Raw genomic sequence first — 13647 nt, 5'->3', positions numbered from 1 at the left:
GGGTCGGGTCACGGCTTCGTGAAGCGGAGGACGGCCTGGACCGCCTCGTGGTCCGAGCCCGGCGCCGTGCCGTAGCGGGTCGCGTTGATCGCCGCCGAGACGACCTCGAAGGCCCCGGCGCTGACCGTGAGCCAGTCGATCCGGCGGCCGGCCTTCGGCGGGCGGTAGTTGGAGTAGGTGCCCCAGTGCGGGGTGAGGTGCGTGCCGGCGACGACCCAGGAGTCCGCGAGCCCGCCCTCGTCCAGCAGCGCCCGGTACGGCTCGGTGCCGACGTCGGTGTTGGTGTCGCCCATCACGATCGCGGGCCGGCCGAGGTCGGTGATCCGCTCGGCGACCAGCTCGGCCGAGCGCAGTCGCGAGCGCCGCGAGAGGTGGTCGAAGTGCGTCGCGACGACGGTGAACTCGCGGTTCGTCGCGTGGTCGGTCAGCTCGGCGATCACCGCGGTGCGCGGGATCCGGTTGCCCCAGCTGCGCGAGCCGGCGACGTCCGGAGTCGCGGACAGCGCGATCTGCGACCAGTCGCGCACCGCGAAGCGGCTCCGGTCGACGAAGAGCATCACCCGCTCACCGCCGCGGTCGGCGTCGCGGCCGAAGCCCATGCCCTCGAACGAGGCGCCGAGCGACTCGTGCACCCACTGCGCCTGATCGGGCAGCGCCTCCTGCACCGCGAGGATCGACGGGCTCTCCTCCTGCAGCAGCCGGCGCACCAGGGGCTTCCGGCGCTCCCACTGGTCGACCGCGCGGGCGGTCAGACGGGGCATGCGGCGGCGGATGTTGTACGTCATGACGTGGAGCTCGGGCGCCGGGATCGGACCGATCAGGGGGGACGGGTCGGTCATGACTCCACCCTACGGCGGCGATCGGAGCTGCCAGGGAGGCTTGCGGAGTCGCTGCCGCGCACCCCTACTCTTCGAGGATGACCCTCTCGCCCGCTCTCGCGGCCCTCTCCGACGCCTCGTTCGTCTCGCTCACGACCTTCCGGAAGACGGGCGTCGGAGTGTCGACGCCGGTGTGGATCGCCCGGGACGGCGCGGACCTGATCGTCACGACTCCCCGCAAGAGCGGCAAGGTCAAGCGCCTGCGCAACGACCCGCGGGTGACCCTCGTCCCCTGCGACCGCCGCGGCCGCGTCGCCGACGGCGCGACCGCCCTCGAGGCGGAGGCGCACATCGTCTCCGACACCGACACCGTCGAGCGCCTCGGCCGCGTCTTCCTCCGCAAGTACCGCCTCGAGTACCGCGTCTTCATGGTGATCGAGCGGATCGTCTCCCGCGGCGACCGCACCCGCGTGATGCTCCGCATCGCGGACCGCTGAGCCGGGGGCCGCCGCCGCGCAGAGCGTCGCCGCACCACCGTCAGGCGCCATCCCCCGCACTCCAGCGATCGCCGTTCGAGACTGGAGGGATGACCCAGGTGCTCCCGGACGGCTACGCGCAGACACTCGAGCTTCTCGTCCGTCGAGCGCACGAGGCGCGGTTCGCGGTGCAGCGGACCGCGAACACGGAGGTCGTCGCGCTGTGGTGGTTCATCGGCCACACGCTCGTCGAGCGGCAGCGGGCGGAGCCGTGGGGAAGCGGTGTGCTCGCCCGGCTGGCGGCGGATCTCCGCGCTGAGTTCCCGACGATGAAGGGCTTCTCGGAGTCGAACCTGCGCTACGCGCGGCGGTTCGCAGAGGCGTGGCCGTCCGAGGATCTAATTCGCCAACAGCCTGTTGGCGAATTGCCGTGGGGCCACACGATCCAGCTGCTGGACAAGCTCGACGACCAGCGCCTCCGCGACTGGTACGCCGCGCAGGACGTCGAGCACGGGTGGAGCCGAGCAGTCCTGCAGCACCAGATCGCGACTCGACTGCACGAGCGAACGGGAGCCGCTCCGTCCAACTTCTCGTCCGCGCTGGAGCGCCGTGACTCGGAGCTCGCTCAGCAGCTCACCAAGGACCCGTACGCACTCGACTTCCTCGCGATCGACTCCGACGCCGGCGAGCGCGAACTGGAGGAGCGACTCACCCTCCAGGTGGTCGACACTCTGCGCGAGCTCGGCGCAGGGTTCTCCTTCGTCGGACGTCAGGTTCACTTCGATGTCGACGGCGACGACTTCTTCGTCGACCTGCTGTTCTTCAACTGGCAGCAGGTGCGGTTCGTCGTCGTCGAACTCAAGACCCGCAGATTCGATCCGCGCGATGCCGGCCAGCTCGGCTTCTACGTCGCACTCGTCGACGACACGATGCGCATCCCCGAACTCCATGCGCCCACCGTGGGGATCCTGCTCGTGACGGACAAGAACGAGACGGTGGTCAAGTACTCCCTCGCCGGCTCGACGCAGGCGGTCGCCGTGAGCCGGTATGAGCTGTCGCCAGCCGACCAGGCGACGCTGCCGGCGGAGGAGACGCTCACCCGGATCGCGACCGAAGTCATGGACGAGACGAGATCGAAGGCGCCCTGAGGCGCGCGTCCGGGCTGCAAGAAGACAACGAATGCCGACGAAAAAGGTCCGAATGACGCGTCCGGTCGGGGCGGTCACGCCGGGTCGAGCCGAAATCGATCGGCATCTGCTGTTCGCTGAAGCCGCTCTCGCTCTGGGAGGCCACGAGGTCGAGGATCCGGCGCCGCGCGCCATCATCGGCGGGCCGCGCGCCGTGAGCTGACGGGGGACGAGGCGATCGCTGCGATACGGCGCCGTGTCCAGGGTTGAAGCCTCGCAGGGCGCAGCAGCAGTTTCCCGACGGTCGCCCGCCTGGAGTCGGTGAGGGAAAGGACGCGGCAGCAGCCCTTCATGCTGGTCGAGTAGCCCCGCAGGGGCGTATCGAGACCGGCCGTCCCCAGCAGGGCGGGTCTGCAGACTCAGGTCCTGACGGTGGTGGATCTCGAGACGCCCGCTCCGCGGGCTGCTCGATCAGCAGGGGACGTCCCCACCGCCGGTCCTCCCCGATCGAGACGCCCGCTCCGCGGGCTGCTCGATCAGCAGGGACGTCCCGCCTACACCCCGGCCGCCGGTGGCGGATAGGGCTTCGGCCGCGGGCCTCCGCGGCACTACGGTGGGGCGTCGCCCGCCGGTGCCCATCGCGCCTCCCGCGCACGCCGGCGCACGCAGAAGGAGCACGTATGAGCATCGGAGCAGGGATCTTCCTCCTCGTCGTCGGCGCGGTCCTCGCGTTCGCCGTGGATGTCCAGGTGTCGGGAGTCGACCTCAAGCTGGTCGGCTACATCCTGATGGCCGCCGGAGCCGTGGGCCTCATCCTCGGCCTCGTCCTGATGACCCGCCGCCGCCAGGCCGTCTCGACCACCCGCTCGGCGGTCGACCCCGCCAGCGGCGAGCAGGTCACCCGCCGCACCAGCGAGGGCAACGGCCCCGTCGTCTGACCTCGGAGAACGACGAGAGGGGCGTCACCGGCATCACCGGTGGCGCCCCTCTTCTCGTCGCCGAGCGTGCCGCGGCGACTACTCGTCGTCCGGCTCGCCGCCCGAGACGGTGTCCGTGTCGCCGCCGCCGCTGGAGGTGTCGGTGCCGGTGCCGTCGGGGATGTCCTCGGTCTTCTCGGTCTTCTCGTCCTCGGTGCCGTTGCTGCTGTCGCTGCTCATCGCCGCTCTCCCTTCGCCCGGCGCTCTGCCGGAACGCCCACTCTCCTCCGCGCCGCACGGACCGCGCCAGGGGGTGGCGGCGGGCGGCCCGGGGAGGCCACGATGCCCACGCACCGCAAAATCCCCAGCGGCGCACCCCGCGCCTCCGGTTGACTGGGGTCGCTCCGCCATCCGACGGCGGCACTCTGGAGGAGACATGGCGAACCACCGATTCGAGCTGCGGTCCGGACGCGGGATGGGCGTCTCGGCCGCCGGCGACCCGATCGCGGACCGGCTGGTCGTCTTCTGCCACCCCACTCCCGGCGCGGGCGGCTTCGACCCCGACCCGCTGGTCACCGGGCCGTGGGGCCTGCACCTGCTGATCCTCGACCGCCCCGGCTACGGCGCCTCCGATCCCGTCGACGCGCAGCACGGCCGCGTCCAGGACCGCGCCGACGACCTCGCGGAGTACCTCCGCCGCTCCGAGCGCACCGCCCGCGACGTCGACGGCGCCCGCTTCGGCAGCGTCGGCGTGGTCGGCTGGGGCTCCGGAGGCGCCTTCGCGCTCTCGCTCGCCGCACGGCACCCGGACCTCGTCGACCGCATCGCGATCGTCGGCACCCCCGCTCCCCCGCAGGCCGGCGCTCTCGTGCACCCGACGACGGCGTGGGAGCGGCGGCAGACCCTGCCCGGCGAGGACGCCGCGGGGATCGCCGCGACGCTCCCCGCCGACGTGCCCGGCCTCGACTCGCTCGGCGTCGACCCCGGCGACCCGGTCCTCGAGAGCCACGGCGGGCTGCGCAACCGGCTCGAGCGGATGCTCGGCGAGGGCTGGCGCCAGGGCCCCGGCGGCGCCGCGACCGACCTGGTCGCGCTCCGCGACGGCTCCTGGGCGGACGAGCTCGACCGGGTCACGGCCGAGGTCCTGATCGTGAACGGCGACGCGGACCCGGTCGCCGGCTCGGAGGACGCGCGCTGGTTCCGCTCACGGCTCGCCGACGCGCGCTCCGCGACCGTCGACGGCACCGGGCGGCTGGCGCTGGTGCGCGAGTGGCGCCGGATCCTCGACCACGTCGCTCCGCTCGAGCGCGGGGCGCAGGGACGATGAGCCGCCGCATCCGTCGCCGGAGCGGAATCGGCCTCGGCGCCGGACCGCTCGCGCTCGTCGGCGCGATGGCGGTGTCCGGAGTGATCCACCTCGTGCGCCCCGCCGTCTTCGAGCGCGCCGTCCCGCGGGCGATGCCCGGCTCCGCCCGAGGCTGGGTTCTCGTCTCGGGGGTCGCTGAGCTCGCCTGCGCCGCGACGACGCTCTGGCCGCCGACCCGCGCTGTCGGCGGTCTCGCCTCCGCCGCCCTGATGGCGGGGGTCTTCCCCGCCAACGTGCAGATGGCCCTCGACGCCCGCCGCCCGCGGACCCGGGCGATCACGCTGCTGCGCCTGCCGCTGCAGATCCCGCTGGTGCTCTGGGGGCTGCAGGCCGCCCGCTCGACCCCGCGCTGAGAGCGGCCGCCGAGGCCGACGCAACCCCGAGCGGCGCTCGCGATCGCGCTGCTACCGTCCAGGCATGAGCGACCAGAAGGCGGATGATCGCCGAGACCAGCTGACCAGCGCACCGAAGGCGACGGAGGCCGACGCGGCCCCGCGCATCGACGTGACGACCACCCCCGCGGGCGACACCCGCATCGACATCCGCGACGACGCCGCCGTGCGCCCGGGCCGGGTCGACGCCGACGGGAACGAGCTCGACGAGGACGAGGACGGCGCCGATGTCTGAGCTCCGCCGCGCCGCGATCGTCTACAACCCCGTCAAGGTCGACCTCGAGGCCGTGAAGGCCGCCGTCGCGCGCGCCCAGGAGGCCGCCGGCTGGGACGAGACCCTCTGGTTCGAGACCTCCGTCGAGGACCCGGGAGCCGGCCAGACCAGGGAGGCGCTCGAGCAGGGCGTCGACATGGTGATCGCGGCCGGCGGCGACGGCACCGTGCGCGTGGTGGCCGAGGCGCTGCAGGACTCGAAGGCGTCGCTCGCGCTGCTGCCCTCCGGCACCGGCAACCTGCTCGCCCGCAATCTGAACCTCACGCTCGACGACGTCGACAACTCGCTGACCGTCGCCTTCTCGGGTGAGGACCGCGCCATCGACATCGGCGTGATCGACATCGAGACGTCGAAGGGGCGCGACCGGCGCTCCTACGTCGTGATGGCCGGTCTCGGGATCGACGCGAAGATGCTCGCGAACACCGACGACGACCTGAAGAAGCGGGCCGGCTGGCTCGCCTACGTCGACGCGCTGCGGAAGGCCCTGCTCGACAAGAACCAGCTCGAGTTCCGCTACTCCCTGAACGGCGCGAAGACGCGCAAGGTGCGCGCGCACACGATCATCGTGGGCAACTGCGGCGCCCTGCCGGCGAACATCCTGCTGCTGCCGGACGCCGCGGTCGACGACGGCGAGTTCGACATCGTGCTGCTGCGCCCGGAGGGCTTCTTCGGCTGGGTGCAGATCATCTTCAAGGTGGTCTGGGAGAACGGCGTGCTGCGCCGCAGCGGCGTGGTCGGCACGAAGCTGATGGGCCTCACGAAGGAGGTCTCGGCGCTGCGCTACGTGAAGGGCCACGAGCTCGTGGTGCGCCTGGAGAAGCCGCAGGAGATCGAGCTGGACGGCGACCCGTTCGGGACGACGTCGGCGTTCCGCACCTGGATCGAGCCGGGCGGACTGACCGTCCGGGTCCCCGCCGCGTAGCGCGGCCGTCCCGGACGAGCGCGGACCCGCCGCCTGATCGGCAGGCGGCGGGCACCGGCGAGCGACTGCGGCGCGGGTTCGGGTCCCGCACCCCATGCGCTTGCATGGACACGGCGACCCTAGTGCGCATTCCGTCGTCGAAGCAATGGATTCCGCACCTCTGCGCGCCATTTCGCCACAGAACAGGCGATTCTGCTCAGTGGAGGCCGCCGGACGCAACCGATTCCGCACTCCACGCTCGATCCGGCCGCCGCCCGGCAAACTCCGTCTCCTGGGCGACCGCGCGGTCGTCAAGCGGGAGAACCGCGCCCCGTCCCTCCACTACGGTTCCCCCCATGGGCTTCTTCGACCGCACCGTCCCCCCGGCCGCCTCCCCGGCCGCCTCGCCGGCCACTCCCCCCGCCGAGCGGCGGCCGACGGTGTGGACCGACGGACTCGGGCGCTTCGCGCTGCGCTGCCTCCAGGTGCTCGTCGTCCTGGCGCTCGCGGCGGTCCTCGTCCTCGCGATGACCCAGCTGACGCTGGTGCTGATCCCCGTGCTGATCGCGATCATCCTCGCGTCCGCGATCCACCCCGTCCTGGCCTGGATGCGCCGCAAGGGCGTGCCGTCGATCCTCGCCACCTGGATCGCCCTGATCGGACTGCTCGCGATCCTCGGCGCCATCGGCTGGCTGATCACCGTCGCCGTCCGCAACCAGTGGGACGAGCTGGTCAGCAGCGCCTCCGACGGCATCGCCTCGCTGCAGGACTACGTGCAGCACCTGCCGTTCCAGATCGACGAGCAGCAGATCGAGGACGCCCGCCAGAGCGTCGTCGACTTCCTCACCTCGAGCTCCTTCGGCTCCGGCGCCCTCGCCGGCGCGGCGGCCGCGGCGAACTTCGTCACCGGCCTGGTGCTGATGATCGTCGTCCTGTTCTTCTTCATGAAGGACGGCCCGAAGATCTGGGAGTTCCTGCTCCGCCCCTTCACCGGCTCGAGCTACGACCGCGCCAAGCGCGTCGGCGGCAAGACCGTCGACGTCCTCGGCGGCTACATCCGCGGCACGGCCACGGTCGCTGCGGTCGACGCGATCGGCATCGGCGTCGCCCTCGCGATCCTGCAGGTGCCGCTGGCCCTCCCGCTCGCCGTGATCGTCTTCCTCACCGCCTTCATCCCGATCGTCGGAGCGACCGCCGCCGGCATCCTCGCCGCGCTCGTCGCCCTCGTCGCGAACGGCCCGCTGGCCGCGCTGATCGTGATCATCGTCGTCATCGCCGTCAACCAGCTCGAGGGCAACTTCCTGCAGCCGGTCGTGATGGCCCGCTCGCTCAAGCTGCACCCGCTGATCGTGCTGATCGCCCTGACCATCGGCACCGTGCTCGCCGGCATCGTCGGCGCCGTGCTCGCCGTGCCGATCGCCGCGGTCGCCTGGGGCATCGTCTCGGTCTGGAACGGCCCCGACCGCCCGGCCGAGCCGGCCCGGCAGAAGCGCGACGAGTCCGTCTGACCCGAGCCGGTCGCCGACCGCGACGTCGACGCCGACGCGATCGCCGGCCGCGCCGCTACGGCGCGCGCCCGATGATCCCGTCGCGCAGGGCCTGGCGGCGCAGGGCGATCTTGGTGCTCACGCCCACGCCCTCGGCGCGGTACTTCGCCCGGGCGTTCCGCAGTGAGCTGCGCGCCGCGTCCTGGGTGATCCCGAGCTCGGTCGCGACCTGCTTGAGCGAGAGCCCCTCGACGAAGAGCCCGACGATCCGGCGCTCGCGGGCCGTCAGCGGGCCCGTGCCGCCGCCGCCCAGCAGCGCCCGGGTCTGCGGGGTGAGGAAGCACTCCCCGCGCGCCGCGGTGCGGATCGCCTCGAGGATCACCTCCGTCCGCTCGCTCTTCACCAGGTAGCCGCGCGCTCCGGCCTCCAGCGCCCCCGCGACGGTCTCCGCCTGGGAGTGGGTGCTGATGATGACCGGGGCCGCGCCGGCGGCGATGATCGTGCGGATCTTCATCGCGAGGTCGAGGTCGTCGCCGAGGTCGATGTCGAGCAGCACGACGTCGGTGGGGAAGCGCGGATGCGCCAGCAGACCGGTCCAGCTCGAGGCCGTCGCGACGACGCGGATCTCGGCCCCGGAGCGGTTGATCCACTCGGTGAGCGCGCTGAGCAGGATCGGGTGGTCGTCGAGGATCGCGAGGGCGATCCCGGGCTGCTCGCCGGTCGCCGTCCCGGCGTCCGCGCTCACGCCGGCCGCCCCGGCGGGCGGTGGTCCAGCTCGATCGTCGTGCCCGTGCCCTCGGGAGACGACCGGTGCGCGCCGATCTCGCCGAGGATCCCCCAGACCGCCGGGTCGACGTCCCGCGGCCGCAGACCCGGCGCGCGCAGGACGATCCGCACCGGCACCGCCGCGTCCTCGCGCTGCGCGAGCACCAGCTCGAGGGCGGGCCGGCCCGCGGCGGCCTGCGCGGTGAGCAGCCAGAGGACGGAGAGCAGGCGCGAGCGGTCCGGCGGCGCCAGAGCCGCGGCGACCCCCCGCGGGTCGCGGACGAGCACCGCCCCGGAGAGCAGCGCGGACTCCTCCACGGCGATCACGAGCCAGGTGCGGTCGTGGCTGCGCGCCAGCACCTCGCGGAGCCGGTCGCCGAGCACCCTGGCCCGCTCGCCGAGGTCGGCGTCGGGCGCGGCGCCCCGGGCGACCACCTCCTCGAGCAGCTCCGCGATCTCCGCGTCGACGCGCGCGAGCTCCACGGCCGCGAGACTGCCCGGACCGGTGCCCGGCCCGTCGACCACGCTGTCCGCCAGGGTGCGGTCGAGCCCGCGGTGCACGTGGCGGTCGAGCGCGGTGAGCAGCGAGGCGTAGACCGCCACGGGGGTCGTCGCCAGCAGCACGTTGCCGACCGCGATGCTCGACCCCTCGCCGGAGATCAGCGCGTGGGCGAGCAGCCCGAGCAGGCTCAGCCCGACGAGCACGATGATCGCCGCGGTGCTCCGCGACGGCGGCTGGAAGCCGAGCAGCGCGATCACCGTCGCGCCGACCCCGATGCAGACCGTCGGATAGTAGAGCGGCGCCGGCACCGGCAGCGCGTAGTCGGCGAACTCCAGCACCATCGCCACCGCGTCGACGGCGAGCACCCCGGCGAAGACCGGCCGGGGCAGCTCGCCGTGCCGCGTCACCACGACGACGATCCCCACCGCGAGCGCGGCGAGCACGAGCGCCCAGGACAGACCGGACAGCCCGGTCGCCGACCGGTCGTTGAGCGCCCAGAGGAAGGACGCCAGCCCGCGGACCACCAGTGCCACGGTGATCGCGAGGAAGCCGGCGCTGAGGTAGCTCGCGGTCAGGCGATGGGTGCGGGTGATTCTCTGGCGGACCGAGTCGAGCGTCCTCGGCCCCTCGCCGGCCGCGCGGACCAGCTCGACGAGCGTGCCCTCTCCGGCGCGGTCGGCGGGGTCGGAGCGGTCGGCTCCGGCGGAGCGGTCGGCGTGGTCGCCGGCCCCGATCGGCGCGGTCATCGCGGCACGCTCAGCAGGACGGTGGTGCCGGCGCCGACCGCGGAGAAGATCCGCACCGTGCCGCCGACGGCCTCGATCCGCCCGACGACCGACTGCGCGAGGCCGAGCCGCGACGCGGGGACGGCCGCGGGGTCGAAGCCGCGCCCGGCGTCGGCGACGGTCACGCGGACCGAGTCCGCCCCCTCGTCGAGCGTGACGTGGGCCGTCGCCGCACCGGAGTGGCGCCGCACGTTCTCGAGGCACTCCCCCGCCGCGCGCGCGAGGGCGTCGAGCGCCGCGCCGGGCAGGGGCGGCGCGTCGGGCGCGGCCGTGCCGGAGTGCCAGCGCACCTGCACGCCCAGCGCCTCCGCGCGGCGGCCGACCTCGGCGAGCACCGAGGGCGCGCTGCCCGCGTCGTCGGTCGGCGCCGGGCTCCCCTCCGCGGAGTCGGCGGGGGCGGGATCGGCGCGGTCGAGCCGGCGCAGCAGCGCGAGGTCCGCCGCCGCCTGCGAGCGCAGCGTCGCGGCGGGGACGCCCTCGCCGCGGTGGGCGAGCAGGGTGAGGGTGGCGAGGATGGTGTCGTGCATCAGGCGCGCCTCGCGACGGCGCTGCGCCTCGCTCTCGCTCGAGCGGCGCTCGGCGGCGTGCGCCGTGCGCAGGCGGGTGGTGCCGGCGTGGGCGCGCTCGACGCTCGAGGCGAGCCAACGGGCGCCGATGACGGCGACGATCCAGCAGACGACGACCGAGAGTCCGACGAACAGCGCCCGTCCCGAGCCGCTCGTCGCCGCCATCCCGAGGGCCAGCGCCGGGACGCCGCCGAGGACGGCCGCCCAGCCGAGCCGCGCGGACGAGCCGATCGCGAGCAGCGGAGCCGGGAGCGCCATCGAGGCGAGCATCGTCACGCAGCTGAGCACGGTGCGGTCGCCGTCCGGGACACCCGGGCCGAGGAACGCCGCGAGCGCGACGACGCCGAGCACGAGGCCCGCGATCACGGCCCGAGCGCCGCTCGGACCGGCGCGGCGCGAGGAGAGCTGGATCGCGGCGCTGACCACGAGCAGGAGGGCGCTCGGCAGCACGGCGGGCAGCTCGGTCGGCACGAGCATCACCAGGTGGAGCGCGGACGCGCCCGCGAACACTCCCCCGGCCCGGCGCGCGCAGGCGACGCCGACCTCGCTCTGCTCGCGGCGGAGCTCGAGCGCATCCGCGACGGCGGCCTCGGCGCTCGGGAGCCCGGCACTCGTGAGCTGCATCGACACCTCGCCGTGAGGGGTGCGCGAGCCGCACCCGGAGTTGCATCGTGACACAGGCGCGGGCCGCGCGAGGAGCCGGTCTGGACCCGACGGTCGCGCTCGGGCGCTCCTCTCCCGTAGAGTGGAGACATCTCCTGGGCGATCGCCCGAATTCCACGGCTGAGAAGTCGCACGACGACGAAGAGACTCAGCCCCTGATAGAGACCGCAACGATCGAGTGCATCGCCCTCGATCCGCCGGTTCGAACGCCCGCCTCACCCGTGGGTACCGCCCTTCACAGGACGCCGCGGAAGCCGCGCCGTTCCTCGTTCGACCCCCGCTCCTCCGACACTCTCGGTGAGCGGGACGTTCTCCCCCGCGCAGTCGCACTCCCCACGAGGAGCCGCGCTCTCCGCCCCCAGACGACCCGGATCGACCGGCCGACGCGTGTTTCACCCGCGGCGGACGAGCGGACCGGGTACCGCACAGCTGTGCGAAATCTAACGACGGCCGCTCACGCGGGCGTCACCATCACGTAAGGAAAAGAAATGCCTACTGGCACCGTTAAGTGGTTCAACTCCGAAAAGGGCTTCGGCTTCATCGCTCCCGACGACGGAGGCGCCGACGTGTTCGCGCACTTCTCCGCCATCGCCAAGGAGGGCTACCGCGAGCTCGTCGAGAACCAGCACGTCGAGTACGACGTCGAGCAGGGCCGCAAGGGCCCGCAGGCCGCGAACATCCGCGGCGTCGGCGAGTAATCACCGACCCTGGCGTCACACGGCCTCCGGGTCGCAACGACCTCTGAACGCCCCGTCCACCGCGATCCTCGGATCCGCTGGGCGGGGCGTTCGCCGTTCCCGGTCCGATCCACCCGGAGCGCGCTGCGGCGGTATCCTCGCCAGCATGGGACGACTGATCTACGGGCCGCAGTCACTCGAGATCGACTTCGACGATCGACTGCTCGCCCACCTCAAGGTGGCGATGTTCGCGAAGATGCGGCGGAACGAGTCGTTCAGCCTCTCCTGGACCGAGCCGGAGTCGAGCGGCTACGGCCGCAGCTCCGTCTGGATCCACCCGACCACGCCGCTGCACTTCCGCTTCCACGGCGGCCGGCGCCCGGCGCTCAACCGCGCCTGGATCGACGAGCTGATCGCCCACGCCAACAGCACCGGCGAGCTCGTGCTCACGGAGGAGCCCCCCGAGTATCCGTGACTCCCGATCTCGATGCACTGATCCTCGGCCTCATGCTGATCGAGTAGCCCGCGCAGCGGGCGTATCGAGATCCACACCCGCCGGACGACGAGCCTGTTGAGGACGCCGGGTCTCGATACGCCCCTCCGGGGCTACTCGACCAACAGAGAGGTGCGCACACCGTCGCGCGCGAGGCGCGGGGCTCAGACCACGCGGGGGCGGGCGGTGTGCACGAGCTCGTCGTGGGGCAGGGCGCGCAGGCGGGACGCGATCTCCTCGCGGGCGGTGGTGTCGACCGAGGCCCAGGCGTACTCCTCCGGCCAGAGCGGGGTGACGGTCACCAGCTCGACGTCGCCCGTCGCCAGCTCGAGGCGCTCGGGGAGTCCGCCGCCGCGCAGGCCCAGCAGCACGCCGACCGAGCCGCGCTCGTCCGCCCAGGCAGCCGGTGCGGCCGCGCCCGGCAGGGTGGCCGTGTCGACGCCCGTGCGGCAGCACACGCCCTGCAGCGCGGCGAGCCGCGCCGCCTCGTAGAGGACGCGGAACTGCCAGTGGTTCCAGAGGTCGGCCGCGGGGATGCCGCGCAGCGCCGAGGTCTCGAGGCACAGCTCGAGCCCGAGGCCGGTGCCGGGGCGGGCGAGGCGGTCGAAGGGATCGCTCAGGCCGTCGGTGGCCAGCACCACGGAGGGGCCGCGCTCGACGCGGAGGAAGGCCCGGTGATCGGTGGGCCAGCGGGCGCCTCCGCGGACGCCCGGGTCCTCGGTCGAGACGACGACCGTGCGGTCCAGGTCGCCGACACTGCGCCACAGCTGGGCGCGGTCCTCGGCCACGGCCTCCGCGAGGGCCTTCCGCTCGTCCGGGGTCCAGCGGAGCTCCCGGGTGCGGTTGAACAGCAACGACATGAGACTCTCCGTCCACGCGGCGGGCCTGCCGCGTCCTCCGGAACCGTACGGGGCCCGCCAGGGGGGCTCCTCCGAGCAACCGGAGTAGTTCCTGGACGCGGTGCCCCGCGGGGGAGGGCGTCAGCCGAGCGGATCGACGCCGTTCTGCCGCCAGCGCTCGTCGGCGAGCTGGCCAGAGCCTGCCTCGCCGTCGTGCGCGCCGAGCGGCTCGGCCTCGCGCCGCGCCTCGACCGGGACGGCCCCGAGCGAGGTGCCCGCACCCTCGGCCGTGCTGCCGGGGGCGAGCAGCCCCTCCTCGTCCTCGCGCGAGCCGACCTCGTCCTCCGGGGCGTTCTCGGTGCCGCTCTCGGCCATCGAGTCGTAGGGGTGGTCGGGGTCGGCGCTCTCCTCGGGAGTCGTGCTCTCCTCGTTGTCGGCGTCGGCCGGCTGCACGTCGTCCGGGTGCTCGACGTTCGCCGAGCCTCCGCTGGTGAATCCGGCGAACTCGGGGCTGTCGTCTGCGCTCATGGCCGCCACGGTAGCACCGGGCGGCCAGCGCCTAGGCTCGGAGGACGACCGCCTCGGCGGCGCGACGACGG

Annotated in this window: 18 protein-coding genes; 11 read left to right on the top strand and 7 right to left on the bottom strand. The window is 73.4% G+C overall.

The window, feature by feature from the left end:
* Positions 1–8 precede the first annotated feature (8 nt).
* Positions 9–839 carry an endonuclease/exonuclease/phosphatase family protein gene (locus tag EDF45_RS02440; protein ID WP_123734401.1) on the bottom strand — a complete coding sequence of 277 codons (831 nt, stop codon included), beginning with the start codon at positions 837–839 and terminating at the stop codon, positions 9–11.
* 77 nt (positions 840–916) lie between these two features.
* On the opposite strand from EDF45_RS02440, the gene EDF45_RS02435 reads away from it, so the two are divergent.
* From EDF45_RS02435 to EDF45_RS02420, 4 genes are all read left to right on the top strand, one after another.
* Positions 917–1315: a PPOX class F420-dependent oxidoreductase gene (locus EDF45_RS02435; RefSeq protein WP_123734842.1), complete on the top strand. Its 399-nt coding sequence runs from the start codon at positions 917–919 to the stop codon at positions 1313–1315.
* Between the two features lie 89 nt (positions 1316–1404).
* On the top strand, positions 1405–2442 hold the full coding sequence (locus tag EDF45_RS02430; protein ID WP_123734841.1) for a YhcG family protein: 1038 nt from the start codon (positions 1405–1407) through the stop codon (positions 2440–2442).
* Between the two features lie 31 nt (positions 2443–2473).
* Positions 2474–2644: a hypothetical protein gene (locus EDF45_RS02425; RefSeq protein ID WP_260311740.1), complete on the top strand. Its 171-nt coding sequence runs from the start codon at positions 2474–2476 to the stop codon at positions 2642–2644.
* 457 nt (positions 2645–3101) lie between these two features.
* Positions 3102–3359, top strand: coding sequence for a DUF6458 family protein (locus EDF45_RS02420; RefSeq protein ID WP_123444811.1), 258 nt, complete (start codon positions 3102–3104; stop codon positions 3357–3359).
* A 78-nt stretch (positions 3360–3437) separates the two neighbouring features.
* Here EDF45_RS02420 and EDF45_RS21145 read toward each other — a convergent pair whose 3' ends face one another.
* Positions 3438–3578, bottom strand: coding sequence for a hypothetical protein (locus EDF45_RS21145; protein WP_185020068.1), 141 nt, complete (start codon positions 3576–3578; stop codon positions 3438–3440).
* 196 nt (positions 3579–3774) lie between these two features.
* Between EDF45_RS21145 and EDF45_RS02415 the strand changes: the two genes are divergently transcribed.
* The 5 genes from EDF45_RS02415 (at position 3775) to EDF45_RS02395 (ending at position 7779) form a co-directional block, all read left to right on the top strand.
* Positions 3775–4665, top strand: coding sequence for an alpha/beta fold hydrolase (locus EDF45_RS02415; protein ID WP_185020067.1), 891 nt, complete (start codon positions 3775–3777; stop codon positions 4663–4665).
* A complete protein-coding gene (locus EDF45_RS02410) occupies positions 4662–5057 on the top strand; it encodes a hypothetical protein (protein ID WP_221181074.1) in 396 nt (131 codons plus the stop codon). The genes EDF45_RS02415 and EDF45_RS02410 overlap by 4 nt, the downstream gene beginning before the upstream one ends.
* A gap of 64 nt (positions 5058–5121) precedes the next feature.
* Complete coding sequence (locus tag EDF45_RS02405) at positions 5122–5331, top strand: multidrug transporter (RefSeq protein WP_123444809.1); 210 nt, start codon at positions 5122–5124, stop codon at positions 5329–5331.
* Positions 5324–6292, top strand: coding sequence for a diacylglycerol kinase family protein (locus tag EDF45_RS02400; RefSeq protein WP_123734839.1), 969 nt, complete (start codon positions 5324–5326; stop codon positions 6290–6292). The genes EDF45_RS02405 and EDF45_RS02400 overlap by 8 nt, the downstream gene beginning before the upstream one ends.
* Positions 6293–6627: 335 nt before the next feature.
* Positions 6628–7779, top strand: a complete 1152-nt coding sequence (locus EDF45_RS02395; RefSeq protein ID WP_123734838.1) for an AI-2E family transporter — start codon at positions 6628–6630, stop codon at positions 7777–7779.
* Positions 7780–7834: 55 nt separating this feature from the next.
* On the opposite strand, the gene EDF45_RS02390 is transcribed toward EDF45_RS02395, so the two are convergent.
* The 3 genes from EDF45_RS02390 to EDF45_RS02380 are packed head-to-tail and all read right to left on the bottom strand — an operon-like array spanning position 7835 to position 11000.
* A complete protein-coding gene (locus tag EDF45_RS02390; RefSeq protein ID WP_123734837.1) occupies positions 7835–8503 on the bottom strand; it encodes a response regulator transcription factor in 669 nt (222 codons plus the stop codon).
* Positions 8500–9771 carry a hypothetical protein gene (locus EDF45_RS02385; protein WP_123734836.1) on the bottom strand — a complete coding sequence of 424 codons (1272 nt, stop codon included), beginning with the start codon at positions 9769–9771 and terminating at the stop codon, positions 8500–8502. The genes EDF45_RS02390 and EDF45_RS02385 overlap by 4 nt, the downstream gene beginning before the upstream one ends.
* Entirely contained in the window at positions 9768–11000 is a 1233-nt protein-coding gene (locus EDF45_RS02380; RefSeq protein WP_123734835.1) for a sensor histidine kinase, read from the bottom strand. The genes EDF45_RS02385 and EDF45_RS02380 overlap by 4 nt, the downstream gene beginning before the upstream one ends.
* 527 nt (positions 11001–11527) lie before the next feature.
* Between EDF45_RS02380 and EDF45_RS02375 the strand changes: the two genes are divergently transcribed.
* Complete coding sequence (locus EDF45_RS02375; RefSeq protein WP_123444803.1) at positions 11528–11737, top strand: cold-shock protein; 210 nt, start codon at positions 11528–11530, stop codon at positions 11735–11737.
* Between the two features lie 145 nt (positions 11738–11882).
* Positions 11883–12191: a hypothetical protein gene (locus tag EDF45_RS02370; protein WP_123734834.1), complete on the top strand. Its 309-nt coding sequence runs from the start codon at positions 11883–11885 to the stop codon at positions 12189–12191.
* A 182-nt stretch (positions 12192–12373) separates the two neighbouring features.
* Here the strand turns inward: EDF45_RS02370 and EDF45_RS02365 are convergent, their stop codons facing one another.
* Positions 12374–13069, bottom strand: coding sequence for a suppressor of fused domain protein (locus EDF45_RS02365; protein ID WP_123444801.1), 696 nt, complete (start codon positions 13067–13069; stop codon positions 12374–12376).
* 120 nt (positions 13070–13189) lie between these two features.
* A complete protein-coding gene (locus EDF45_RS02360; protein WP_132434935.1) occupies positions 13190–13576 on the bottom strand; it encodes a hypothetical protein in 387 nt (128 codons plus the stop codon).
* Between the last annotated feature and the right edge of the window lie 71 nt (positions 13577–13647).

The organism is Rathayibacter sp. PhB186 (genome assembly GCF_003751825.1).
GTDB lineage: Bacteria > Actinomycetota > Actinomycetes > Actinomycetales > Microbacteriaceae > Rathayibacter > Rathayibacter festucae.
This window is presented reverse-complemented; position numbering and strand designations above follow the sequence as displayed.